This is a genomic window from Devosia sp. WQ 349K1, from assembly GCF_016595685.1.
In the GTDB taxonomy this organism is placed as follows: domain Bacteria; phylum Pseudomonadota; class Alphaproteobacteria; order Rhizobiales; family Devosiaceae; genus Devosia.
In genome coordinates this window covers 129930-154648 of sequence record NZ_JAENGO010000005.1, presented here as the reverse complement: position 1 = coordinate 154648, position 24719 = coordinate 129930, and the positions used below count along the sequence as shown (strand labels likewise).

The 24719-nt window shown below is 55.4% G+C and carries 26 protein-coding genes and 2 tRNA genes; 13 read left to right on the top strand and 15 right to left on the bottom strand.

Annotation, left to right across the window (positions count from 1 at the left end):
- Window positions 1-176: 176 nt before the first annotated feature.
- The 3 genes from JHL21_RS11435 to JHL21_RS11425 all read left to right on the top strand — a co-directional run bounded on the left by JHL21_RS11435 (window position 177) and on the right by JHL21_RS11425 (window position 1256).
- The gene (locus JHL21_RS11435) at window positions 177-572 is read left to right on the top strand and encodes a TIGR02300 family protein (RefSeq protein WP_169194363.1); all 396 of its coding nucleotides are present in this window, start codon (window positions 177-179) and stop codon (window positions 570-572) included.
- Window positions 573-713: 141 nt separating this feature from the next.
- Window positions 714-789 (top strand) — tRNA-Ala (locus JHL21_RS11430).
- Between the two features lie 152 nt (window positions 790-941).
- Window positions 942-1256, top strand: a complete 315-nt coding sequence (locus JHL21_RS11425) for a hypothetical protein (RefSeq protein WP_200213564.1) — start codon at window positions 942-944, stop codon at window positions 1254-1256.
- Window positions 1257-1284: 28 nt separating this feature from the next.
- On the opposite strand, the gene JHL21_RS11420 is transcribed toward JHL21_RS11425, so the two are convergent.
- Window positions 1285-1911: a recombinase family protein gene (locus JHL21_RS11420; protein ID WP_200213563.1), complete on the bottom strand. Its 627-nt coding sequence runs from the start codon at window positions 1909-1911 to the stop codon at window positions 1285-1287.
- A 197-nt stretch (window positions 1912-2108) separates the two neighbouring features.
- Here JHL21_RS11420 and JHL21_RS11415 point away from each other — a divergent pair, with 197 nt between their 5' ends.
- Complete coding sequence (locus tag JHL21_RS11415) at window positions 2109-2720, top strand: hypothetical protein (RefSeq protein WP_200213561.1); 612 nt, start codon at window positions 2109-2111, stop codon at window positions 2718-2720.
- 189 nt (window positions 2721-2909) lie between these two features.
- On the opposite strand, the gene JHL21_RS11410 is transcribed toward JHL21_RS11415, so the two are convergent.
- Both JHL21_RS11410 and JHL21_RS11405 read right to left on the bottom strand, forming a co-directional pair.
- A complete protein-coding gene (locus tag JHL21_RS11410) occupies window positions 2910-3704 on the bottom strand; it encodes a ParB/RepB/Spo0J family partition protein (RefSeq protein ID WP_200213559.1) in 795 nt (264 codons plus the stop codon).
- Between the two features lie 142 nt (window positions 3705-3846).
- Window positions 3847-5226, bottom strand: coding sequence for a DUF6538 domain-containing protein (locus JHL21_RS11405; protein ID WP_200213557.1), 1380 nt, complete (start codon window positions 5224-5226; stop codon window positions 3847-3849).
- A gap of 311 nt (window positions 5227-5537) precedes the next feature.
- Between JHL21_RS11405 and JHL21_RS11400 the strand changes: the two genes are divergently transcribed.
- The 3 genes from JHL21_RS11400 (at window position 5538) to JHL21_RS11390 (ending at window position 8523) form a co-directional block, all read left to right on the top strand.
- Window positions 5538-6632, top strand: coding sequence for a winged helix-turn-helix domain-containing protein (locus JHL21_RS11400; RefSeq protein WP_200213782.1), 1095 nt, complete (start codon window positions 5538-5540; stop codon window positions 6630-6632).
- Window positions 6633-6722: 90 nt separating this feature from the next.
- Window positions 6723-8030: a nicotinate phosphoribosyltransferase gene (pncB, locus tag JHL21_RS11395; protein ID WP_169194369.1), complete on the top strand. Its 1308-nt coding sequence runs from the start codon at window positions 6723-6725 to the stop codon at window positions 8028-8030.
- 127 nt (window positions 8031-8157) lie between these two features.
- Entirely contained in the window at window positions 8158-8523 is a 366-nt protein-coding gene (locus JHL21_RS11390) for a hypothetical protein (protein ID WP_200213555.1), read from the top strand.
- A 65-nt stretch (window positions 8524-8588) separates the two neighbouring features.
- Here the strand turns inward: JHL21_RS11390 and JHL21_RS11385 are convergent, their stop codons facing one another.
- The 4 genes from JHL21_RS11385 to tsaB are packed head-to-tail and all read right to left on the bottom strand — an operon-like array spanning window position 8589 to window position 10954.
- A complete protein-coding gene (locus JHL21_RS11385) occupies window positions 8589-9383 on the bottom strand; it encodes a 1-acyl-sn-glycerol-3-phosphate acyltransferase (RefSeq protein ID WP_199531093.1) in 795 nt (264 codons plus the stop codon).
- Window positions 9384-9391: 8 nt separating this feature from the next.
- Entirely contained in the window at window positions 9392-9835 is a 444-nt protein-coding gene (locus JHL21_RS11380) for a Fur family transcriptional regulator (protein ID WP_182394597.1), read from the bottom strand.
- Window positions 9836-9869: 34 nt separating this feature from the next.
- Complete coding sequence (gene rimI / locus JHL21_RS11375; protein WP_200213554.1) at window positions 9870-10349, bottom strand: ribosomal protein S18-alanine N-acetyltransferase; 480 nt, start codon at window positions 10347-10349, stop codon at window positions 9870-9872.
- On the bottom strand, window positions 10349-10954 hold the full coding sequence (gene tsaB, locus JHL21_RS11370; protein ID WP_200213552.1) for a tRNA (adenosine(37)-N6)-threonylcarbamoyltransferase complex dimerization subunit type 1 TsaB: 606 nt from the start codon (window positions 10952-10954) through the stop codon (window positions 10349-10351). The genes rimI and tsaB overlap by 1 nt, the downstream gene beginning before the upstream one ends.
- 128 nt (window positions 10955-11082) lie before the next feature.
- Between tsaB and lnt the strand changes: the two genes are divergently transcribed.
- Window positions 11083-12699, top strand: a complete 1617-nt coding sequence (gene lnt / locus JHL21_RS11365; protein WP_200213551.1) for an apolipoprotein N-acyltransferase — start codon at window positions 11083-11085, stop codon at window positions 12697-12699.
- A 192-nt stretch (window positions 12700-12891) separates the two neighbouring features.
- Here lnt and JHL21_RS11360 read toward each other — a convergent pair whose 3' ends face one another.
- The gene (locus JHL21_RS11360; RefSeq protein ID WP_200213550.1) at window positions 12892-13500 is read right to left on the bottom strand and encodes a hypothetical protein; all 609 of its coding nucleotides are present in this window, start codon (window positions 13498-13500) and stop codon (window positions 12892-12894) included.
- A gap of 150 nt (window positions 13501-13650) precedes the next feature.
- Between JHL21_RS11360 and JHL21_RS11355 the strand changes: the two genes are divergently transcribed.
- From JHL21_RS11355 to JHL21_RS11340, 4 genes are all read left to right on the top strand, one after another.
- Window positions 13651-13908 carry a hypothetical protein gene (locus JHL21_RS11355; RefSeq protein WP_200213549.1) on the top strand — a complete coding sequence of 86 codons (258 nt, stop codon included), beginning with the start codon at window positions 13651-13653 and terminating at the stop codon, window positions 13906-13908.
- An 85-nt stretch (window positions 13909-13993) separates the two neighbouring features.
- Window positions 13994-14467, top strand: a complete 474-nt coding sequence (locus JHL21_RS11350) for a hypothetical protein (protein WP_200213548.1) — start codon at window positions 13994-13996, stop codon at window positions 14465-14467.
- A gap of 409 nt (window positions 14468-14876) precedes the next feature.
- Window positions 14877-15467, top strand: a complete 591-nt coding sequence (locus JHL21_RS11345; RefSeq protein WP_200213546.1) for a hypothetical protein — start codon at window positions 14877-14879, stop codon at window positions 15465-15467.
- Window positions 15468-15693: 226 nt separating this feature from the next.
- Window positions 15694-16620: a hypothetical protein gene (locus tag JHL21_RS11340; RefSeq protein ID WP_200213544.1), complete on the top strand. Its 927-nt coding sequence runs from the start codon at window positions 15694-15696 to the stop codon at window positions 16618-16620.
- 221 nt (window positions 16621-16841) lie between these two features.
- On the opposite strand, the gene JHL21_RS18000 is transcribed toward JHL21_RS11340, so the two are convergent.
- The 7 genes from JHL21_RS18000 to JHL21_RS11305 all read right to left on the bottom strand — a co-directional run bounded on the left by JHL21_RS18000 (window position 16842) and on the right by JHL21_RS11305 (window position 23376).
- Window positions 16842-17087 (bottom strand): recombinase family protein, encoded by a 246-nt coding sequence (locus JHL21_RS18000; RefSeq protein WP_210338899.1) that lies wholly within the window; start codon window positions 17085-17087, stop codon window positions 16842-16844.
- Between the two features lie 559 nt (window positions 17088-17646).
- Window positions 17647-18285: a recombinase family protein gene (locus JHL21_RS11330; RefSeq protein ID WP_200213542.1), complete on the bottom strand. Its 639-nt coding sequence runs from the start codon at window positions 18283-18285 to the stop codon at window positions 17647-17649.
- A gap of 909 nt (window positions 18286-19194) precedes the next feature.
- A complete protein-coding gene (locus tag JHL21_RS11325; protein ID WP_367948180.1) occupies window positions 19195-19947 on the bottom strand; it encodes a DUF429 domain-containing protein in 753 nt (250 codons plus the stop codon).
- A gap of 336 nt (window positions 19948-20283) precedes the next feature.
- Window positions 20284-20898 (bottom strand): helix-turn-helix domain-containing protein, encoded by a 615-nt coding sequence (locus tag JHL21_RS11320; RefSeq protein WP_200213539.1) that lies wholly within the window; start codon window positions 20896-20898, stop codon window positions 20284-20286.
- Window positions 20899-20904: 6 nt separating this feature from the next.
- Window positions 20905-21438: a ribonuclease H gene (locus JHL21_RS11315; protein ID WP_200213538.1), complete on the bottom strand. Its 534-nt coding sequence runs from the start codon at window positions 21436-21438 to the stop codon at window positions 20905-20907.
- A gap of 188 nt (window positions 21439-21626) precedes the next feature.
- Entirely contained in the window at window positions 21627-23183 is a 1557-nt protein-coding gene (locus tag JHL21_RS11310) for a site-specific integrase (RefSeq protein WP_200213536.1), read from the bottom strand.
- A gap of 108 nt (window positions 23184-23291) precedes the next feature.
- Window positions 23292-23376: transfer RNA gene (locus JHL21_RS11305), tRNA-Leu, on the bottom strand.
- Between the two features lie 309 nt (window positions 23377-23685).
- On the opposite strand from JHL21_RS11305, the gene JHL21_RS11300 reads away from it, so the two are divergent.
- Window positions 23686-24681: a complex I NDUFA9 subunit family protein gene (locus tag JHL21_RS11300; RefSeq protein ID WP_200213535.1), complete on the top strand. Its 996-nt coding sequence runs from the start codon at window positions 23686-23688 to the stop codon at window positions 24679-24681.
- Window positions 24682-24719 lie beyond the last annotated feature (38 nt).

The window sequence follows — 24719 nt, the reverse complement described above, 5'->3', positions numbered from 1 at the left end:
CGATAACGAGAGCTGAGTGATGCGGCAAGAGCTGCGGCCCACTGCCCCGCAGATAGGCCCGCAAACATTTAACGTTTGACAGCCTAATTCTTCTCCCCTAACCGAACTGACCGACTTGGGCGCGAGCGGCGTTATTGCCGCGCCCGTCCTTTCCCTTTTCGTTCGAGGCATGGAAAATGGCCAACTCTGAGCGCGGCACCAAGCGCACTGACCCCGATACCGGCAAGAAGTTCTACGACCTCAATCAGGATCCGATCGTTTCGCCCTACACCGGCAAGAGCTATCCGCGTTCGTTCTTCGAACAGCTGACCGGCAAGGCCGGCCCGGCAACGGCGCGCAAGGCCGATGACGAAGACGAGTTGGACGATGAAGAAGAGATCGAAGACACCGGCCCAGAAATCGTCAGCCTCGAAGACGCTGACGCCGAAGAAGCCGGTGACGACATCCCTGACGTCGAAGACGTAGAGGTTGAAGAAGACCTCGGCGACGACGAAGAGGACGTGTTCCTTGAAGAAGACGAAGACGAAGACGATGGTCTTGGCTTCGACGTTGGCAGCGACGAAGAGCGCTGATTCCAAACACTTTTCTGGCCGGATGGAGTTTTCCACCGGCCAGATAAAAAAGTGAAACGAAGGCCTTGCGCCCAGCAAAACCTTCCACTAGTTTCCCCCTCGTTCCAGACAGTAACCCGGACGGAACAACCCAAGGAATATGGGGCCTTAGCTCAGCTGGGAGAGCGCTTGCATGGCATGCAAGAGGTCAGCGGTTCGATCCCGCTAGGCTCCACCATCCTTTTCGATATCCCCAAAATCGCTGGAATATCAAAGGCTTAGTAAGCCCCTTAAATTACATGCGCCCCCAATCACGCCCCCATTCTGCGCCCCCACTTGAAACCATGTAATGACACCACCAAGTGTTAGACAATTACGTGGAGCATCAGAATGATAGAGATTGTCGCGGTTAGAAGCCGGAAGATCGGCAACAATGTTGCAGCTTTCGACATCGACTGGCGCGTAGACGGCTCGATAGTCGCCACGCCGCACCTTAACGAAAGCCTCAACCCCACGGTTAGCCCACACGGCGTTTTCAACGAGCAAGACGTCCACAACAGCCAAACGATGCTCAAGAACACACTGAAACTTGTCGGTGACGCGCAACTTGAAAGTCTGAGCAAAACTCTGGGGCATCCGCGTGACGAAATACGCGACGTGATCTGGGACTGGGATGCAACCATTGAGTTTGACTACAACTCATGACTAAAAATGTGGGCTGACACAGCGGCTGCTAACCTTGTGTATCGCCACTTTTCCGCCGAGACAGCCTCGAAAGCGTTGAGCGAGAACACCCTGTCGCTTGAATGATCGTGTTCCAGCTCTGTCCTGAGCGAAGCATGGAGAGGATCGCCTCGTTTCTCTGCGTATCCTCGGGCCGACCTCGATAGCTCCCCTTCACCTTTGCCTTCTCGATGCCCTGAGCTTGACGCCGACGCCGATCCTCGTAGTCCTTCCGCGCGATAGCAGCGAGCATGTCCAACAGCATTCCGTTGATTGCCTCGACCATTCGAGCAGTGAAGTCATCGCTATGAGTTGCTGCAAGCTGCCACGAAGTAGGCAAATCCAGCGCCACGACACGAACTTGGCGAGCTCGTATCTCTGAGCGCAGACGCTCCCAATCCGCAGCGTTTAGACGACTAAGACGATCCACTTGCTCGACAAGCAGCACATCACCCGGCCGAGCATCAGCAAGTAGCCTAAAAAGCTCAGGGCGCTGCAGTGAGGCCCCACTCTCGTTCTCGAGATAGGTCGCCGCCACAACCAGCCCACGCGCCTCAGTGAACGCCTCAAGGTCAGCACGAGCACGACTCGCATCCTGCTCCTTGGTGGAAGCGCGGAGATAGGCACGGACAAACATAGACAAGCACCATCAGTTCGATTTGGATGGTCTCATAAATGATAGTTCGCTTTGAGTTGTCAAATGGACTTATCGAACCACAGATTACCCCGGTTCGCTTGAGGCGTACCTCAAAGACATGCTCAAATTCAGCAAAGAGTACGTGCTACAAGCTGAGATCGAGCGACGATCAAAGCCCGGACAGGATATAAGAAATCATGAGCTCACACCCTGATTTTGAAGTCATCAGACCGGACCTACTAGAAGGTCAGCACGGCTTAACCCCCCAAATATCCGAGAAGATTGGCGCGATAACGGTCTTCGCAGCCAATATTGAGTTTCGACTGGAGTTCGCGATTTGGAGACTGCAAGGCCACTCACCAAAGGGCGAGAAGCACACTACCGACGCACAGCCAATTGGTGTCTTGATCGGCATGTTCGAAGCGGAAGTTGCAAAGCTACCCGACCGCCCTGCGAAACACCTTGCGGAGCTGTGGTGCAAGACAGCACGTACAGCTTTCGAGTTTCGACACAGCATAGCGCATGGCGCTGCATTCCGAGAGTGGGGTGCCGCGAGCTTCCATCGAAATCGCTCTTGGTATGGTGAAATACGCAAGCGACCCGAAGCGTCGTTATCTGGTGACCTGCAGACCTTCGAGAATATCTACCTGACCTTCGCGCTCCTACTCCGGGTAATAAATGGTTTCAGCAATACGAAGCGCCCAATCGAAACTATCGGCACACCTGAGCACATAAAAGCCATGCGTTCCGTATACTTACTGATGGATGAGATGGCGTCAGGGCACGGACCTTGGTTCGAGAAGTTCTAGCTTCGCCAGCAATGAAAGCCCACGCGGTCTCCAACACCAGACCACCCCACACCGGGGGAAACTCACATGAGCCTACCTATTGAATGAGCTCACAAACTTTTCAGAGAAAATGAGCCAGGGTCAGGACGGAGGCTTAACCTGTACAATTTGCACATACCTTAGTGTGCACCCCGTGGCTCCTAGAGGAGGTCAGTAGGCCACCTCAGCGAGTTCCTCCTCATCGTCATCCTCTGGCTCGCTCCACGGGATAGGCCAGTGCTCGCTATTCATGAGCCTTCGAGCGAACTCATACGACACCTCCGAGATTGCCAAAGCCAAGGCATCAGCGTCATTGAGCGGGTTCTTGTGGAGCAAGTCCAAGAGCCCTGCCTTGATCTCAGCGGCTCGCCTCTCAGTGTACTCGGAGAAATCCCCAGAAGCTTCTCGCGGCCCACTGAGGCGCTCTCTGAGGCTTTTCCACGTGAAGGTGGACATCTCCTCCACCGTAAGCCCTTGGCCTTTCAGCTCTGAGATCACCCTGCGCATCTCTGCAACTGTACCTGAAGATGTGCCCGTGGCCTTGACGATATCCGCCTTGGACTTGCTGGTGAGCAGGCAGAGCCTCAAGGCCGCGTTAGCCTTCTCCTGCGTAGTCATCGGCAGCTTATTCTGGCCATTGAGGCGTATGCTCTCGAGCAAAGCATCCTGAGGCGTTCCCTCGAAGACCACCACCGGGATAGGCTTGCTGCGCTCCAAGCGATCATATGCGGCCACCCGGTGATGCCCGTCGATCACGACCCAACCATCACCACCCCACCAAACAACGATGGGCTCGAGGGATTTCACCTCCTTGATCGCCCTCATGAGCTCGCGGACGTGCTTCTCGCTATCATAAGAGATCGCTATCGTATTCCGAGGTTGGAAGACGGCAGGGCAGAGCGATAACTGATCGAGGCGAAGCTCTTCCACGTGCGGCCCGCCCTCACCCGAGGCCAGATCAGCCAAAGCCTCATAATGCCGAAGCCCAGAATTCAGGCTATCAAAATCAACAACTAGAACCAACGATGGAACAACCTTATAGAAACCACAGACCAGACATGAGAAAAAAGCGCTCCCTTCTCATATATGGGGACATAATTGATTATCGCTAATCGCGAGGCTTTTTAAACGGTAACACGGCAATATCAGAGACTTCTGGCAACAAGACCGCTTCGACACACCGTTTTGCTTGCTCTAATTTCGGCCCAGAAGAATAAACACCGAAGGTCATTCCTTCGCGCTTGTGCCCAACTACCGTTGCGATTGTGCTCTCCGGTTGATCGGCCTGCTCAGCCTTGGTGATGAACCATCGGCGGAAGGAGTGAAAGTTGACGCGGTCGCGGCGCTTACCTTCCACGGGATCAGTGACGCCCACGGACCGCCTGTAAATTGTAAAGTGCTGAGAGGCTTTGAACGATCGCTCGCGCAAAGACCCCTTCTTAACAACTGGCGGCCACTCGGGGAACAAATCGTCCTCATCCTGCCTCCCTTCAGTCCGCCGCAAAATGATTGCTTCAAGATCAGGATGGATTGGAACGAGGCGGGCTCTTTTTTCTTTCTTGGCCGCCTTGAAGCGGATCGAGCCGTCATGGCAATCACCCACTTTTAGACTGACCAACACCTCCAAACGAGCGCCCGTGAGTGCCGCTAGGCGCATAAGGTCATGCATGTGTTGCACCGCCGGTCCCCTCAGCAACGCCTTCAGCTCTGTGTCGCTAAAAGGCCGTTCCTCGGTTTCGTCGGTCTCATGCGGAACGGCATAGGTGAGCGTCTGCCAGATATCGGACTGCACCTCTCCTCTACGAACCATCCACTTCCAGAAGGTGGAAAGGCGGCGCATGTACTTGTTCAAAGTGACAGGATGCCTTTCGCCAGACGTAGCGAAGTCGTCGTGAAAACGCACAGCCTCTCGCCGCCCGAAAGTCTCGCGAAAAGCCGGGATGCCTTCGCGGTCACACCATTCAAGAAGATAAGCAAAAGCCCTGACGTCATCCGCCCTTGTCCGCGGAGCAACCGTGAGCTGCGCCTCATACTTCTCACGGGATGCACTTAATGGCGTAGCGCGACTATAGGCGATATCCGCGAAGCGGTGCGCTGCTGCCTCGCGTTGCGGATCATAAATCGGCTCACCGAATTCATCCTCCGCGATGACAGGTCCTTGGATTTCCTCGATGTAGTCATCAATCTGGTTTTCCTCAGGCTCCGCGTCTCCAGTGGCAGCCACGGCATCCCTACGCTGCTGAGCAAGGTGCATGGCCTGTCCCAAGTGATCATCAGGCCTCAAGGCCCGATCTATCTGACGCTGGAGCTTGGCAACAACTGGCCACTTCAACCTGTTTGCCTCGGCCAAACTATCGGTCGGAAGCGATTGCCGAAGCTTGGTCTTCCCAATGGCAGCTTGAGCCTTCCTCGGGACAGGAACCACGACCCGCCATTTGTTGCCGTGAAGCTCAAGAAACTTGCGATCAGCGTTCCGAGAAAGTGCCATATGATCCTACTGCGCCCCCAAATGCGCCCCCACTCCCTGCCTCAGGAATGTAGCAAGATCAATAACTTATTGAGAAGTTTCGTAAATTTTCCCGCATGGTTCGGCCCCGCTAGGCTCCACCATCCTTCTTTTCCGAAATTTATTGATCGTATGTGGCGCAACAGCCCTCTTGCGTTCGCCTCTTGGTTGACTGCAACCCGACGCAATATAAGATCAAACCATGAACGCGCTTTAGTTGCGGTCCTGGGGAGACAGTTGTGGCAATCGAAACAAAACGCGTCATCCCACGCAGTCACGCCCGCGCCATTTGGATGGCAGCGCAAAGGCTCGATGAGCGCGCGCCATTTGGGGCTGGGCCCAACGCGGCACAAGCGGCAATCGAGCACTTGGGATATGTGCAAATCGACACGATCAATGTGATCGAACGCTGCCACCACCACATACTGTTTTCGCGCATACCAGACTATTCACGAGCGGACCTCGCGCAGCTCCAAAGCCAGAGCAAAAGCATATTTGAATATTGGACCCATGCGTTGAGCTATGTGCCCAGTGCTGATTTTCGGTTCTTCGGCGCGGCCATGCAAAAGTTTCGCGACACCCCGTCGACCTGGTTCGGGTCTGTCACCACCGCTGAAGTCAAAGCCATGACCCAGCGCCTCCTCAACGAAGGCCCACTCTCGATCCGAGACATTGAGGATGATGTCCTCGTCGAGAAGACCCATGCTTGGGGTAGCAAAAAGCCGTCTAAACGCGTGCTTCAGTTGATGTTCTTCCAAGGGCTCGTGACCATTTCAGAACGCGCTGGCATGCTCAAAACCTATGAGCTGACCCATCGGCATTTTGAATGGCAAACACCGCCAAGACGCGCAACTGAGCAACAAACGGCCAATTATCTCCTCGACCGCGCCTTGAAAGCGCAGGGTTTTGTTTCACTCGCCTCCGTGTGTCACCTCAACGCAGGCATGAAGAAGGCGGCCAGCGAGGCGATCGAAGCACGCGTCAGACGCAAGCAATTGGTGGCTGTAGCGCTGGAAGGCGCAGAAAAAATCGCGCATTGGGCAAAGCCTGAGACGCTCGAAACAGAACACTCAATCGACCCAGAGCTCGTGCATATTCTATCGCCCTTTGATCCGCTGATCATTCTGCGCAAACGCCTCGAGATGGTCTTTGATTATAGCCATGTGTTTGAGGCCTATGTGCCAGCAGCAAAACGCAAATACGGCTATTTCGCTCTACCTGTTTTGATCGGAGACCGCGTTGCCGCCGTGGTCGACCTCAAAACCGACCGCAGCACTAAAACGCTAAAAGTGCAGCATTTCGTTTGGCGTGAAACGCCAACAGCCGAGAGCAAAGCGGCGATCGATGCAGAATTGGGCCGGTTTGAATCGTTTCAACTGCGCGGATAAAACGGGTGCATCTGACGAAGCTGTGCTCTGACGACTTTCCATTGCGAAGACAAAACGGTACAAACTGCCGCCGATCTTGGGAGGCTGCTTTTGGCGACTTATACCGATATTGCCCGTCGTGTTTATAACCACACGTGGAAGCTCGATCCGATCGTGCGCAGCCTGCTGGATACGGACTTCTATAAGCTGTTGATGATGCAGATGATCTGGGGGTTGTATCCCAAGGTTGAAGCCACCTTCTCCCTGATCAATCGGACCAATAGCGTTAAGCTGGCGGAAGAGATCGACATTGACGAATTGCGTGCCCAGCTTGACCACTGCCGCACTCTGCGCCTCTCAAAAAAAGAAATGATCTGGCTGGCCGGTAACAGCTTTTATGGTTCGCGGCAGATTTTCCAGCCTGGCTTTTTGCGCTGGCTCGAAAACTTCCAGCTGCCCGAGTATCGCCTCGAAAAGCGCGATGGCCAGTTCATTTTGGAATTCCCCGGCCCGTGGGTTGAAACCACCATGTGGGAAATTCCGGCCCTCGCGATCATCAACGAGTTGCGCTCCCGCGCCGCCATGAAGGAATTTGGCCCCTTTGAGCTCGACGTGCTCTATGCCCGTGCGAAAGCTAAAATGTGGGACAAGGTCGAGCGGCTCAAGAAACTGCCCGACCTCAAAATTTCAGATTTCGGCACGCGTCGTCGTCACTCATTCCTTTGGCAGCGCTGGTGCGTTGAAGCGCTCAAGGAAGGGATTGGCGATAATTTCACCGGGACGTCCAACGTAAAGCTGGCGATGGATACCGACCTCGAAGCGCTCGGGACCAACGCCCATGAGCTCCCTATGGTGCTTGCGGCCCTTGCACGTTCCGACGAGGAATTGCGCGAAGCGCCCTACCGCGTCCTACAGGACTGGAAGAGCTATTACGGGGGCAATCTCCTCATCGTCCTGCCAGATGCCTTTGGCACAGACGCATTCCTCCGCGATGCGCCTGATTGGGTCGCCGATTGGACTGGTTTCCGGCCCGATAGCGCCCCGGCCATTGAAGGCGGCGAAAAGATTATCGATTTCTGGAAATCGCGTGGCCGCGACCCGAAAGAAAAGCTCCTGATCTTTTCGGATGGGCTCGACGTCGACATGATCGAGGAAGCCTATTTGCACTTTGAGGGCAAGGTGCGCATGAGCTTTGGCTGGGGCACCAACCTCACAAACGACTTTGAGGGATGCTCTCCCGTCCCGCAAAGGGCGCTCAAACCCATCTCACTGGTTGCCAAGGTGAGTGAGGCAAATGGCCGACCTGCGGTTAAGCTCTCAGACAATCCAGCGAAGGCCACCGGCGAAAAATCTCAGATTGAAAGATACCTACGAGTGTTCGGAGAATCTGGGCGCGTCGAGAAGGCTGTCGTCGTTTAACCAGCTAACAAAACTGTGACCAAAAATTCCCAGCTGGGGAGAACTAAAGCCACACTTGTGTCGTTAAGGGGTTATGAACTTAACCGGGCCAATTTGGTCACGAGCTCGCAAAGAGCCGTAGGAATTCATGACCTTAGAGCTGATCGACATTGCGCTGTCAGAGCGCCACAGCCATCCTCGTCTGCAAAATAGGATCACGGGTAAAGTGCGCGCCGTTCTTGCCGAGACCATCGGCGGACGCCTCATCGAGCATGAAATTTTTGTACCGGTCTGGATAGACGCAGTTGAAGGCACGCCTGAGGACGATATTGAGTTGTCCCTGATGGTGAAGGCAGCCGACATCATCGGTCGGCTTAAATCGCGCCTCTCCTCTAGCCCAGAGCCACTATCGGGCAACGTATTTCCAGCGGATGCGCCGATGGCTTCAAATGATGACTTCGCTGCGCCGAGCGATATTCCGCATCCAGCGGCCTCAAACAGCACCCCTGAATAAAACTTGGGCGCGCCACCTGCAGGATGAGCGCGCCCAAAATGTTTTCGATAGCCGGGCTGAGACGGCTAAACGCGGACTTCACCACCGCGATTGAGCGCCACCAGATTGGCCCGAACGACGTCTTCGGCGGCTTTGGTGACCAGCTTGCGATCAGTGGTCGACGTCAGCGGCATGGGCGTGCCAAAGGCTACTGTAATGTCCTTGATCGAGCCGCCAAAGATTTCGCGTAGGTTCTGACCAAGGGAATTGGATTTCGACCACGAGATTAGCGAGCGCTCATTGCGGCTGATGGGGAGGCCCTGCAGCTTGGTGTAGGCAATCGTCACGGGCTGCAGCACAACGTCCTTCGCCCCAGCTCCAGCTATCGCCATCTGAGCGGCTCCAACGAGCGCCGAGCGGAACGGTAACACGTGGGTGCCAATGTCCGATTGGCCTTCGGCGAACAACACGACAGAATGACCGTCGGCAATGTGCTTGCCCATGGCTTCTGCGGTGCGTCCGGTTTCCGAGCGTCGATTGCGGTCAGCGTAAATCGTGCGCTGCAGATAGGCGAGCTGCTTGACGATCGGCCAGTCACCAACTTCGCGCTTGGCAACGAATGTCACCGGCGCTTGTGAGCCGATAGCGATAATGTCGGTCCAAGCAATGTGGTTTGACACCATGAGCGTCGGGCGTCCTTCGGACGGCGTCCCAATGGCGCGGACGCGCAGGCCGAGCAGAATACAGCTGAGCTTATGGAAGCCCCGCGGGACATACTGCCAACACTTCATATCCAGCTTGACGATCACCCATTGGATCGGCAAGGCGATGATGATGTAGGGGACAAGGATGAACAGGAAAAAGATAGTCCTGAAAATCATGAGACGCGTTAGTCCTGCTTAGTCTTGGGGGCGTTTAGAGGCACAGCGTAGAGCTCAAGCCGATGGTCGACGAGCTTATAGCCAAGTCGCTTTGCGATAACTTCCTGGATAGCCTCGATTTCCTCATTTCGGAACTCGATGACCGTGCCAGTGCGAATGTCGATCAGATGATCATGGTGCTCATCAGGGATGAGCTCAAAACGGGCGCGACCGTCCTTGAAATCATGCTTGGTAACCAAGCCAGCTTCTTCAAACAGATTAACGGTGCGGTAGACCGTCGACAGCGAAATGCGTCCGTCAATCGCCGAGGCGCGACGGTAAAGCTCTTCCACGTCGGGATGGTCGGTGCTCTCTTCGATCACCGCAGCGATTACGCGCCGCTGATCCGTCATGCGCATGCCTTTAGCAACACATGCTTCCTCGAGGGTGGGATCAGATGTGAGTTTGGTCATGTTTCCGCTCCCGCGCGCACTCTAAACAACCGGGTTAACCAAGATCGCGCGTCATGACAAGCGCGGTGGCTGCCGAGCCATCGGGGCGTGGATAATACCCCTTCCGCTTCGAGACAGCCTTAAAGCCGTGATGTTCGTAGAGGCGGATCGCGGGGGTGTTCTGCTCGTCGACTTCCAGAAACATGGTGGTCACTGGGCTCATCAGCAGATCAGCAAACACCGCATCGAGCAGCGCACGTCCTAAGCGCTTGTTGCGCCACTTTTTATCAACCGCGATGGTGAGAAGCTCGGCCTCATCAAGCACTGTGCGAATAACCGCAAAGCCGGCGATGCGGCGCTTGGCATCGCAAGCCACATAGGTTGGTGTCGCCTTGTCGGCGATAAAGTTGGAGAACTCTTCGCTCGACCAGCCGCGATAAAATGATCCAGCATGGATTCTCGCCAAGGCGGCCGCATCAGAAGGCTCTGCCGGTTCGATATGCAGCCCTTGCGGGGCCAACCACAGCTTATCCATCAGACGCGCCTTGGAATGCGAGACGCGTTTTGCGGCTTGGCGTCGGCATCGCGCACATAGCTCGCATGTGGCGGATAGTCGGCGACATCTTGTTCGGCAGCAAAACGAGCCATAGCGACGATATCGATAAAGGGGCTATCGACCAAGGTCGCCTCATGGGAAATAGCAGCGCGCGCCTCTTCAAACGGCAGCAGTCGCGCGGCAGTTTCCGGGACGCCGGGCGCCGAGAACGTCTGAAAATAGGCTTCGTCGCGACGGGCATCCAGGAAAACTGCAACAGGACCGCTCGCCACGGTCAGCGAAAGCGCTTGTAAGCTTGGGATGCCCAGCACGGGTATCTTGCGGGCGACACCAAGGCCGCGCGCTGCGGAAAGGCCGATGCGCAGACCGGTGAACGAACCTGGGCCAGTGGTGACTGCGATGCGCTCAATATCAGCGTTGGAGACGTTGTTCCGCGACAGCAAAGTGTCGAGACGCGCGAAGAGAATTTCCGCGTGCCCTTTGGCGATGTCATCAACGATGAAATCACTGGTACCGTCTGCCAAGAGCAGGCCCAACTGAAGGCGCGGAGCAGCTGTGTCGATAGCAAGGGTAATTGCGGGCAAGCGAGGATCTCCCAAGGCGGGTTCTAACAGGCACTATCGCTCAAAATGGCTTGAGTCCACCGCCTTGACGCCTCACCCCACTGCGACCACCTTGCCTTTATGCCCATTGATTCGCTGCGTATCTCGATATGACATGGCTCGCTGAAACGACGATGCTGAGCCAGGGTTGGCGCCGGTTCCTGATCCTGCTGCTGGCAGGGCTTGTTGCAGGGCTTTCTGTCCCTCCGTTTTTCCTTCTGCCAGCGCTGTTCGTCGCCATGCCCATTTGGATCTGGGCTCTCGATGGTGCGGAACGCGGCAAAGGGCATAAGCGCCTCTTCGGCCCCGCCTTCTCCATTGGCTTTGCTTTCGGCCTTGGTTATTTCCTCGTTAGCTTTCATTGGCTGGGCGCAGCGTTTTTCGTCGATGGGGGCTGGTTCGTCGCAGCCATGCCATTTGCCATCCTGGCGCTCTCAGCGCTGATCGCTCTCTTCTGGGGCCTGGCCAGTGCCTTTGCTCATATGAGCTGGAGCCACGGGGGCACGCGTATTTTTACTCTCGCTGGCTGGCTTGCCGCTGCAGAATTTGCTCGCGGCCATGTGCTCACCGGCTTTCCGTTTGATCTGCTCGGCTACAGCCTCACCGCAATTGAAGAATTGATGCAGACAAGCTCACTGGTCGGCGTCTATGGCCTAAGCTTTATCGCGCCGTTGATTGCCGCGACCCCTGCCCTGATTTGGCCGGCGGATGATCGCAATTGGTCCCGGCGATTGTCGCCCTTCGTTGGCGCCATCTTTGTCGTCGCCTCCATGCTTGGCTATGGCTGGAACCGGCTCAACACCACACCGGTCACCCAGCGCACCGACATGCATATGCGCCTCGTGCAGCCACTGGTTTATGAGCACAGCGATTTTGGCAATGTCGACCCAGTCGCACTCATCGACCGCCTCACCATGTTGTCGGAGATGCGCATGGACCCGATCGATCAGGGTCTAGCCGATATCACCCATCTCGTTTGGCCAGAATCGAGTCTCCCTTTCTATCTCGAAGCCTATCCAGAGGCCCTCACCCGGATCGCACGTCTCCTGCCCCCGCAAGCCAGCCTCATCACCGGCGCGCCACGTCGTCCCTATGCATTGGATGCAGCGGACGCCTCAGGCAAACCATACAATTCAGTGATCGTTGTCGACACTGAAGGCGAGATCGTCTCTAGCTACGACAAATCCCATCTCGTCCCCTTTGGTGAATATCTGCCGTTCGACGAGCTCCTTGCCAAAATTGGCGTGCAGCAATTCGTGCCCGGGTCGGATGGTTGGGCCGCAGGCGACGCCAAGCGCCGCTTGATGACCCTACCCGGCGGCATCAACGCTCTGGTGCTGATCTGTTACGAAATTTTGTTTTCCGGTGATCTCGGCGAAACCGCCAATGCAGGCTTCCTGCTCAATGTCACCAATGACGCTTGGTTCGATGCGTCCTACGGCCCCAGCCAGCACGCGCACCACGCCCGAATTCGCGCCGTCGAAGAAGGCATGAGCCTCATTCGCGTCGCCAATACCGGCCTCACCTATGCCACCGACCCACTGGGTCGCATCACAGCACAGCTCGCGCCGGGTGAAATGGGGGCTCTCGATGTCCGTCCCTATGAGCGGCTAGACAGCACGCTGTTCGCACAGCTGCGCCACTGGCCGTTCTTACTCGCGGTTTTGGGAAGCATCTTGGCCGGCTTTGTCGCCCACGCCCGGATCAGACGCCAGCGCCTGATCTGACCCTAGAAGGGTAAACACCCGCGCTTTGTACCAGAGTTTTGTACCAAGCGGAGAAACCTCAGTGCCCTAAAGCACGAAACCCGCGCATCCACGAGGGATACACGGGTTTTCGAGAAGGATTGGTGCCCAGAAGAAGATTAACGGGTTTTCTCACCAAATCTTCGCGATATCAAACACTTAGGTCCGCCGCGTTCAACGGGTTTGTATCAAGGGTTTGCGGGCGTGGTCAAGAGCGGAAGCTGGATCCATTCCATTGAGATCACGAGCAGTGAAGTATTCACCATCGATGCAGGGGGTGACGTCGAAGTGACTTTCGATAGTCAGATCGAAGTTCTCATGGAGGATACCAATCATCCAGAGCCAGTACTCGGATAGAGCGAACATTAAGAGTTTAGATGCAAGGAAGTGAATATCCTCCTCGCGCGTCATGACCCATGGGTTGCGCATAAAGATCAATTCACTAGCGCTGGAGCAACTGAACTCTAGCACTCGGGGACTGAACTCTTGGTCCACCCCCGGGCGAGAGAAGAAATTTTCATCAAAGGGTGCCCACCTAACCTTTAAATTCCTAGGCCCGTTGATCTCCGCGCTCAACTTCAGGCGAGGCCTCTCCACCAGCCACAAGTCCCGACGCAGAATGAAACCAAGGCTATCAATGCCCTTTGTCTGCAGATCATGAAATCCCTTGTCTAACTCATGGTACCAAACTGGAGTTCGATATCGGTCTATTAGCAGACCTGTTGCTGCATACAGCTTATCCGCATGTACGCACGTGGCCCTCAACGCTTCATATCTTGCCATCTTCTGCTTTCCCTAAACGCAAAGCCAATTCACGCTTTGGGACAACCCGGGCTGGACAACAACGGTAAAAATCACCGAGACAACGTCAAACGACTATTGACCTCCACGCTAGTGTGGCGAAATAAACTCCAGCAATATCAGGAGCATACATTGGCGAAACCGAACGAGCCATTCCGCGTGATCGAAGCAGAAAGCTTCTATGATGAGGCCGAAAAGAAAGTCCGCGTTCGTCCATGCCCCGACGGCATTTACCCCACGTCTCTCCACGTCGAGTGCCCACGAGAAATGCGCGACACCAAACGCTATCCGTTGGGCACACGCTTTCTAATCAGGGTGAAGCTGACTGACCGTGAAGGCAGTAAGGACTTTCTCTACTCGTACCACGCGTGGCCTTACGAGGTGCTTTAAACATACCTCGCATCCCAAGCAGCCCTAGGTTAGCAATAGGACGCGGCTGGGGCTGTTAGGTCCGGTGCTAAGGGTCGGTGCTTACATGGGCGCCCGTATTAAAGAGCTGGCTCCTTGGGAGCGCGAGGACTTTGTCGAGGTTGAGGGCTATTGGTTTTTCAAGATCAACCAGACACCTAAAAGATCGATGAAGACGGCAAGCTCTATCCGTTACGTCCCATTGTATCCCGAGCTCATTGAAGAGAGCCTTCTGTCATTCGTGTTGTCGATCAAGATTGAACGACTATTCGACAAGGACGGAGACGGCGCCATTCAAAGGTGGTTTCGCAATCCCAAGGGCGCGAACGTGCAGCGCGAGGGCGTTGCCCTAAGCCACGGCTGGCGGCATCTATTCGAAGACATCTGCATAGGCGATGGCGATGGCGACAGCGCCAAGCGTTACATAACTGGAAGGGCAAAGGGCTCGTCGGGCGAGGACTACGGCGAAACTCTCGTCCGCATTCCCGGGCTAGCACGTGAACTCGCAAAGATTATACCGTTCAAGGCGGCTAACCCCTAATCAGCCCCCTCCCACCGCTGAATATTGTGGGAGGTCACCAATGTGCTCGCCCCGCATTCGAGGCTGTATGTCACGCTGACGGGTTCCGCTGGAGAATGCCATCGCCATCGAAGGTCACGCGTAGGGCGGCGAGGCTGAGCGCGTTACGAGCGGTGGGTATCCGGTAGTGTTGCGCAAAGAGTAGATTGAAAAGGCAAAAGTTCTGATGCCATAATACGATAACTATAGGTGCGTAGCGGTCATAATGACCGACCTCACAGTGATGCGTATGTTCACTATGTGCGTGATCTTTTGTGCAGTAGGGCTGACGTCATACACTTAAACATTAACACTACAACCGCCTTAGCGGTGGCCCTATAGACGGATTTGCGTACACGCACTGTTAATTTGCGGAATTTGGGAGGGATAGATGAAAAATAACGTTGGCTTGGCTGTCGCCATTGGAGCGCTGTTACTCTCGGTTTCAACGACGACAGCACAGGATAGCACCCCGATTACGACGGTAGGAAATTGGACGATAGCCTACGACAGCTCGATCCGGGGGTGCTTTGCCGTTACGAGTTATAATAGCGGTACTATTTTGCGGTTCGGCTATGACGGCGTAGACGGCAATAACCCCTACTATTTGATGTTTGGTAATCCGAGCTGGGGTTCGATTGAACCAGGGAAAGATTACGAGCTGTCATTGCAGCTTGATCGTGCCGCGCCTTGGGGTGTCACAGCTGTCGGGTCAATGATGGGAAATCTCCCTGTTCTAATTCTGTCAGGCAGCAACTTCGATTTCTTGACTGAGTTTACCAAAAAACACCTTCTAACAGTGCATTGGGGCAGTCGTAACATTGGCGGCTTCAGCCTGAAGGATACTCACAGGGCGACCGCTGAGATATCCAAATGCCAATTGGAAATTGAGGACGCCATTACCGATCCTTTCGCTTCCCCTCCTAAGGAGAAGCCGATTACTCGGCCGTCGCCTAAAGCTGCAGACCCATTCGCCATCTGACCTCGTCTTTGATCAGTGGCTCGCGGTGTGCCGGTCGAGTTGTCGGGCCCAATCCGACGTCATGCGCAGGGCTGCAAAGCGGATCGATATTGGCGCGACGTATATACGTTAGCGTTGCTGAAAAGCAGATAGAAGGGTTGCGGACCTCATTGCAGCAAGCCTTATTTCTTCTTTAAGGGCAGCAGAAACACTCGAGGGCAAATGAATAATACATGGAGGCGGTGAGGTGCGTGACGGGCGGACGTTTGTCCTCGGGGCGGGATTTTCGGCGCCTGCTGGTTATTCGACTTTAGATAAACTTTGGGCCAGAGCTATGAATTTCTGGCAGCTGGAAGAGCCAGCGCTTTTTGATGAACTGAGTAGCTGGGAACGTGCTGATGTGGGAAGTAGCCGTGTAGGGGGCGACCTAGTGGTGGACTTGTGCACTCAGATCGAGATGATGCATTACTTCGATCGAGCAAACTTTTCTGCGCAGAGGCTGTATGCACTCAAGTACTTTTTGGCCAAAGCTGTGCATCTCCCTGAAAAAGGTGTCAGTATCCCTCCTTACTACGATGATTTTGTGAAAGGGCTAGCGACAACGGATTTCGTCATCTCCTTAAACTGGGATGTCCTGCTCGAGGTTTTGCTGGTTAAACATGGCATCCCATACTCATATCGTGGAGAAGCCGGAAAACTGCACCTGATGAAGCCACACGGGTCTATCCACTGGAGCTACTTCGAGCCTAGTAAACAGCCTTCAGGATGGCTGGGTATAGGCACAAACACATTTGCCAACAACGCTTTTATGAGCCACGATAGTTGGCTGCAGCCACGCTGTCATCTTCCCCTGATTATGCTTCCAGGCTACGGCAAGTTGACGGCCGTCAATCAACTTCAATGGGTTTGGTCAACCTTGATTAAGGTCTCGCTGTCGAGAGGCTGTTCGATCATTGGTTTTAGTGCTGGCAACGATGATTTTATGATATCGTCGCTTCTTAGATACGTTCTGAAGGACTTGTGCGGCGACGGGGTGTTCAAGGTGCACATTTTGAACCCCTGTAGCGACCATGCTTCGCGTATAGCCAGCTTGGTCCAAAGTGCTGTTCCCGTAAAAGTCGAAGGCCTATTCAGTCACGAAACGGTCGATTTTGCACTCATGAACTGCCAGTGATCTGCGGCCTCATAGAGAGAATTTGGGCAACCTGACGACTGATCGATCCAAGACAAGCGATATACAGTTGATCTTGCCACGTTCAGTCTCTTTGCAACGACCAAAGGAAGCTCACCACCGGTCAAAGCTGAGCGGATGGCCTCTCAAGCACAACGCTCACAGGACGCCCCTTGTAGCGGCCTTCCTGCTTAGCCTTGGCGATCGCTTCAAGCTAGCTTTCCTTACGTAAGTCCGTCTCGAACTCTGCGATGACGGCCAGCATGTTGAACGTCAGGCGGCTTGTTTGGCGTCGTCGTGTCTATGCTCGGCTCAGTCGCGATGACGTCAACGCCTTTCGCCTCAAGCTCCTTGCTGATGCTATGGAGATCGACAGCGGATTGGGCCTGACGATCAAGCAGTGTCACCAGCAGGCCATCGCAAGAGCGAGCAAAACGGATTGCTACTTCGAGCTTGGGACGACCATCCAGAGAATTGCCGCTGTACTTGTCGCTGAACTGCTCCTCAGCTCCGTGACCCCTGAAGATATCCGCCTAGCCGCCCGCCGGAAGACAATCAGCGTCACCTTGGGTAGATGCTTCTCGACCTTTTAGTCCCCAATTGTGGGGCTCAGTGGCAATGAACCTGCCCTGTCCGCGTTTCGTTGTGACAGCACTGGCCCGGAGGCGAATTCTTGCGGCACCCACCGCCGTGCGCGTCAGCTGCGACCGTAAAGACCAGAAGCATAGCTGTTGCCGTCGCCAATATCTTCTTCATACACTTCTCCCCACATGCACCTACCGGGCAACACACATGCCCTCGGATGCAGATCGCTGTCAGCTTAGCAGCGTCTAGGATCACACTGCAAAAAGTATCCGCGACAAGATTTAAGCAGCATAACGCGCGGTTCAGATCAGGCACCAGTACAGGGAAGAAAGCCCTTTGCAGATCGACCTCAACAGGCTGCTGCCGGTAATCCGGGCGGGCTAGGTGCTGCTTACGGCCCCGAGGACCAAAAAATGTGGGAGCAGAAAGCTAAGCCTTTGAGCCTCAGCAATCCCATTTCGCCAGCACCAGCTCAGCTGCTCCCAGATCGTCCCGAAGCCGTTGGACGGTAGGCCGAGTGAGACCCGTGGCCTTCGCAATGGCAGAAGCCCCTGAACCAGCCGCCAGCATGTCCCGCATGGTGTCCAACTGATCCCGAGTAAAGCTTGGCTTACGCCCTCGGTACTTCACCGGCTCCTTTGCTCTCGCGTCAGCGATACCAGCCTTCTGAGCCTCCTTGGTGGCCTCTGCTTGGGCCTGAGCCGTCGCTGCCATAAAGCCGATCAGCGCGTCCCTGACAGCTTCCTGCATCGGGTCTGTGGTCGCTCCGTCGAAGGTCAGATTGTTGATCACCGTCCGGATGATCACGCCTTGTCTCATGAAGTGACGTATGGCGTCTGTGACGTCCTGATAGTTGCGCCCCAAGCGATCCACCCAGCGAACGACCAGTACATCCCCATGCCGGAGCTTATCGTATAGGCGCTTGCCCTCAGGCCTCTCGGCCAGTGCCGTGGTGACACCTGACTGCCCGTGGTCGGCAATGACTTCATCGATGACGAACCCAGCAGCTTCGGCTTGGGTACGCTGGTGATCGAGGTTCTGATCGACGGTGGAGACACGAGCATAGAGGATGGTGCGAGACATACGAGCAACTGCCAACAAAGGTTCTGCCTACAAAGATATGCGCCCACAAATCGAAGTCAACCCTTGTGGGCACCTCTCAGCGCATCCACCGCCCTGCCCATAGAGGTATACCTTGTGGGCAGATTGAAGGAGTCAGCAGCACCGGTACCAGCGGTTGAACAAGGCCCAAGGCAACCCACTGATCGTTGGCGGCATAGGTGAATTGACATCGACCGACATGGGGCACCGGGGGAAAATCCCTGAGGGGCCATATACGAATACGCTCACAGACTTTTCGCAAAAATCATCAGGGATGTTTATTGTCCAAGTGACCATCGGTACGAACACAGTGACTACGCAAAGCAGGACGCGCTTAGGCCCAATCGGTCATCTCTCATATTTAGAACACGAGACACCCAATAGGTCCTTGCATACGTAACAAGCTTGCCGACGCATTCCGAATGCTAGCGTCCACCTAATGCTTTAACCACTAGGTGGGGCGAGTACAGCGGCAACAGACCAAAACGTCGATCGCTTGCCACCACAAAAGGGCCTGAATTGAAGTTAGCCCCAATCAGAGGAAAGCTAACGACGGCCCACACCAAGGCTCATTAAACGAAGGCACGTGTAATCAGATTACACTTGGACACTCTTTGCGGATATCCGATTAGGGTAAAAATGCAGGTCAACATCTAAAATACGAATAGTGAGTTAAGGCACCTGTGTTGCGATGGGACCCGCCAAAACCCAGAGTTTTGCGCCCCCCTAGGTAAGGCACATCGCTCCAGCAGCAAGCTCGGGCCTATGAAGGGAGCGACGACATCACGTATTGGTAGCCCCACCCTCTCTGAAAAACGAATGTCCGCTTCTATTTCACGCTGCTCTTGCCGCTGTCTGCTTTCGTCCCGCACAGGCGAGGCTCGACGTTAGCTAACGATGGTGCCCCAGTATCCAGCCTTCATGGATAAGAATGGACTCATCAACCCCGATCGCCTCTGCCCTCTCACCAGTGACAACTGAAAGCATGCCCAGTAGCCCGACAAACGCATCAAAACGGTCTTCCCCGGTTTTGTCCTCACCAAAGCCATCTTCTAGAGCCGCCAACAGGCCCGATGCATCGACCTGCGGATGCTCAACTAGCCACGTAGCGATAACTCGACCGACTTTACTCCTGTCAGCTTGTCGGCGCTTGCTCCAGCCCCCACGCGAAATACCAAGCTGAGCGTAGACATCACCCGGGTAAGTCTCTGCGAGAACCACAGGAAACTTGGACTCCAACTGCGACAGCGGTCCATCAAATGGCCATATCCCCGCCTGATTAAGGCTTGGGATTACAACTTCGGACCACCCTGAGATAGCTCCCTTTCCAACTTGATTGCCGCCCAACGTCCAAAAGAGACTGCAAGCAGCCTGCCGGTCGGTCGTAGCCAGCTCGCACGTCCTCAACAATGTCTTTGAATCAGAGACACCTAGAGCTTCGTGCTGGTGAGACTTTTTGGTCCCTCCCGGTCGCATCGGGTAGAATGGACGATGAATGGCAATCTCATTGCGGCTCTGAGCAACATTGAACCAATTCGCCCACTCGCCTTGCCCAAGAGTTGCCAATGCCTGCTTAAATGACGAAAAGCCAGCCAGCTTCGCGTAGGCTGCCGGGAGGCCGATTGGAAAGTCGAAGCCAACCAATATCGCCCCCTCTTGATGAAGACGCTTTCGGAGACGACTAAGCAGACTGCTCCCTTCACCTACCAACTCTGGTGGTTCAACACGCCACAAGCTGCCCTGTCGTTGCGCGACAACCATCCAACGCTTGCGAGAGTCTAGACTCCAGTCGCAATGAACCAACAACTGAAAACTCACCCACGCCTCCCCAGCGCATAAGTCTATAAGACAGGCTGTCAGGGAAGAGGTGGGCGGTCAATTGCGATTAGACGCTGTCCCTCCCCAGCCTTTCACGCATGTTATAATCATGGGTAATAAACCGGGGTATCACTCACGGAGATCCGACAGGTAACCTAGGGGCTAACCGCCAGTGACGACTTTTGGCTTCACCTCAAGGACACGCTCTCGCCTCTCTTTCAGTTCAATTAAGCGCTTCCGCTGTTCTGCCAGAAGCCGATGGACCAGAGGCTGAGACACATGCACAACCTGAGCAATCTCTGATTGGGTCAATTCAGGGAAGTGATAAACGACCCAATAAACCTCCTCTTTGGTGGTCATCTCAGGGCGCTCCCAAGTTGCTGCGTAAGCGTTTCGCTCCTGCTTGAATGCGGCAAGGGCGGCTTGAGCGATCCTCACAGGCTCGCCCTTGGCGGCAGCCATAGCTGCCATTGTCTCTTCCCATCGTTCTGCAACCCAAGATTGCCCAAGGGGACTGATGACGTCGAATGGCGGTTTGCCCTTTCGCTCAATCCTCCGCCCCAGCCCTTCATCCACCGCCCAGAGAGGGAGGCGATAACGAGAATGGGTCGCAGATCCCTCAACCTGCAGGAACTGCATTTTGGCCAAAACAGAACGTGTCTCTTTTGGTCCCAGCCCCATGGACTCCCCCAGTTCGGTCACGGTGATCCAGTCACCTTGGGACACCGAAAGCAGCTTGCCTGTCTTCCGGTCCAGCACCTCCTCGAAGTACTCCATCGTCGCTTAAGCTGCCTCGAAAAACAGCTCAGGGTGTGACTGGCGGAGTTGGTCTTGTGACCCGGCCAGCCCAGCGGCAGCATCACTTGCCAGTGTGTCCGCAGCTTCATTCATGGGGTGGCCGGAGTGGCCTTTGACCCACTTCCAGTTGACATCAAGCCCTTCCGCAAGGCGATCCAGTTGTTCCCAGAGGTCCTTGTTTAGTACAGGCTTGCGGTCACTCTTACGCCAGCCATTGGCTTTCCATCCGGCCAGATACTCAGATGCCCCCTTGGTGACGTATTGGCTGTCTGAGAGGATCGTCACGCTCGAATAGGAAAGGTCTTTGGTGAGCCGCAAGGCTTCCACTCCGGCCTTCAACTCGGATCGGCAATTGGTCGTGCTACGCTTGGCGCTACCTGCAACGGCAGAGCGACTGACAAGAGTGTCACCTTGGTATTCAAAGGCAATCACAGCCCAGCCGCCGGGGCCAGGGTTGCCAAAGCAAGCGCCATCGATGGCCAGCACGAGGCTGCGCCCAGAATTGTTATTGGTGGTCATAGAGAAATCCTTCCGGCCCCTCGTAGAGGGTCACCGGGTTACAGAAGATATGGGGGAGTTGAGCTGTAGCGTGGGCCACGTTAGGCCGCGATTTCTTAGCTACAGTAATATGGGTCCGTAATTGGCAAGCGTCGACCGAACATCGACCTTCTTATTACTAACTGGGGCCCCAATCCCCCTCCCCGCTCTCAGACCTCCACCTTCGGCCAATCCTCGAAGAACTTCACCTGAGCCGCCAAGGTCACCTCGCCATAGCCCGCAGCAGCGCCAGCCGTGGCATGTCCGGTGATTGCATTGGTGACGTCTTCACGCTTCCCGAGGCTTCTGGCAGTGGTCTCAAACCGATGACGCCAAGCGTGGTTGGGCTGCACCCTCTCATCAGTAATGATGGTTCTGACGAACTCACGGACGCGGTTCTTGGCGGTCTCCAAGCCCCCATGCACCGCCTTGTCGGTCTTCTGCAGCAGCTTGAGGAAGAGGTGCCCGAAAGGACGGCTTTGGACGAACGTGATGAACCCCAGGGCCACCAGATGCGGATGTAGGACAACGTCTCGGAAGACACTGGTCTTGATGGTCCCCGCCTCAGGGGTCAGTCGGATAACCCAATGATCACCTTCTTGCCTGATGTCTTCCTTGCGGAGCTGCACGACCTCACCAACACGAGCACCCGTATAGGCCATCAGCCAAGGCACCCAGCGGCGAACAGCAGTCACCTGCGGGCTTTCCCAGCCTGACGGTTGGTATTTGAAGGACGCAGTAAGCAGTGCTCGCGCCTCCTCGTCGGTGAAACCTTTGGAGCGCTCAACCTTGCGCTTGGCTTTCATCACCTTGATGCCGTCTGCGGGATTGTGACCAAGCAGCTGCTGACTGACAGCCCAGCCAAAAAGCACTCGCAGGGCGGAGATGTCGGTTCCCTTGATGGTCTTAAGACTCGTCCCTTGAGCTAGTCGATGGTCCTTGTAAGCAACCACATCAGCAGCCGTTACGCGCTCAGCATCATCATGTCCAATGAACGCCCGGAATTGCCGCGTGACTCGGAAGTAAGCCTCTTTGGTGCTGGCAGACAGGCCCGCCTTCTCAGCCTCGCGCCACCATGCCTCAGGAAGGCCAGTAATGGTCTGCTTGGCCTTACGCGCTACAGAAGCCATCGGTTTTCTTGAAGGTTCGACCTTGGTGGGAGCAGCGACAGGAAGAGGTTCAACCTCTGGGTAGAGCACCTCAAGCACCACAGCCAGACATCGGCGAGCGAGCCTCTGGAAGCCTTCCGTGTCCTTGTCGACCATCAACCCCAAACGCTCACAAAGCGCCGCCACAGAAGCCCGCAGATGCTCTAGCGAATCGCCTGAGTTCATCAGTTTCCGCAGATCAGCCACAGCTTCAACAGGATCATGCAGCGCAACACCCAAGGCCTTCAGCAGCGCCCCTCGGCGGCTTGGCTCCGCGAGATCATCCCGAAGGAGTTTGATGACCTGCCGGATCGCAGCAGTGTCCAGCTGATCGAACTCACCGAGGAGGCGCTTACGGGCAAGGGATAGGAGAGCCTCACACTCGGCCACAGCTTGAGCGCAGGCGGCTAGAACGGAAGCCGAAGGTGTCTTGGAGGTGCCCTCTTTCGCGCCGAGCCAGCGGACAAACTCAGTGATGTTCCGGTCGATATGCTGCCGGAGCGCAACGGGAATGACCCGACGATATTTCCACCGACCAGCGCTTTGGTCGAACGTCAGGTTTCTAACAAGGTAACCCATGGAATAGGCCGCTTTGTACCAGAGTTTTGTACCAAGCGGAGAAACCTCAGTGCCCTAAAGCACGAAACCCGCGCATCCACGAGGGATACACGGGTTTTCGAGAAGGATTGGTGCCCAGAAGAAGACTCGAACTTCCACACCTTGCGGTACACGGACCTGAACCGTGCGCGTCTACCAATTCCGCCATCTGGGCAGTGTCGCTTTTGCAGCAGTGCTGCGGCAACGAGTGACTATCTAGATTAGGGTGTTTCCGAAGTCAACGCGCTTTGCGGGCCAGCCTAAAACTTTGCACCCATACAAACCCTTATCCCGATTTCTTCCACAGCGAAGGCCCTTGAAAACTGGGCTGAATATCGGATTTGAAAAAATCTGCGCTGAGTGGAAAACTGCGCGCCTAAAGCACCATCGGGCGCAAACAATCGGCCATCAAAGCGGGCCGAAACACTCGACAGGCGGACCGGGCTTGGCTAAAACCGGTCAACTTGTCGCAGGAGTGCCGTCTATGACTCGCAATGCCCAGAAGCTCGTCACGATTTTTGGTGGATCGGGATTTGTCGGGACCCATCTGGTGCAGGTGTTGGCACGCGAAGGATTCCGTATTCGCGTTGCTGTTCGTCGTCCTGACCTAGCAGGTGTTGTGCGCACTCCGGGTTCTGTTGGTCAGATCGTGCCGATCCAAGCCAATTTGCGCAATGAAGCTTCCGTCCAGCGCGCCATCGCCGGCGCCGATATTGTGATCAATCTGGTCGGCATTGGCCACCAGAGCGGCAAACAGAATTTTGACGCCGTGCACACCACAGGCGCTGCAACTGTCGCTCGCGCCGCCAAGGCCGCTGGGGTTTCAACGCTGGTTCATCTCTCGGCGCTCGGCGTTGATAAGGCTGCGTCGGTATCAAAATATGCAGCCAGCAAGCTTGCTGGTGATGAAGCTGTGCTGGCGGCTTATCCGCAGGCCATCATTTTGCGCCCCTCGCTGATCTTCGGCGTTGGCGATGGCTTCTTTAACCTCATGGGTACGCTGTCGCGCATTTTGCCGATCATGCCGCTGATTGCTGGCAATACGAAGTTCCAGCCCGTATTCGTGGGCGACGTGGCGGAAGCCATTGCCAAGGCTGCAAAGGGCGAGGTGAAGACTGGCAAGATTTACGAGCTGGGTGGCCCAGACGTTGAAAGCCACAAGGTTCTTATGGAACGCATTCTCGCCGAAGCTGGCCGCAACCGTCCGCTGGTGCCATTCCCAGCTGGCCTCGCCAAACTTGGCGCGAACCTCTTGGGTATTCTGCCCTTCAAGCCAGTGGTGACCAGCGACCAGGTCGATTTGCTCGGGGTCGATAATGTGGTTTCGGACGACGCTATCAGAGACAAGCGCACTCTCGCGGCATTTGGCATTACTCCCACTAGCATGGGCGAAGTGCTACCGACCTATATGTGGCGCTTCCGTCGTAATGGCGAATTCGACCGAGCCGATCGCGGCCCCAATACAGGTCTTGCCACCTAATTATCGCAAAATATTTTTTGAAGGCGCTTCAAGCTCAT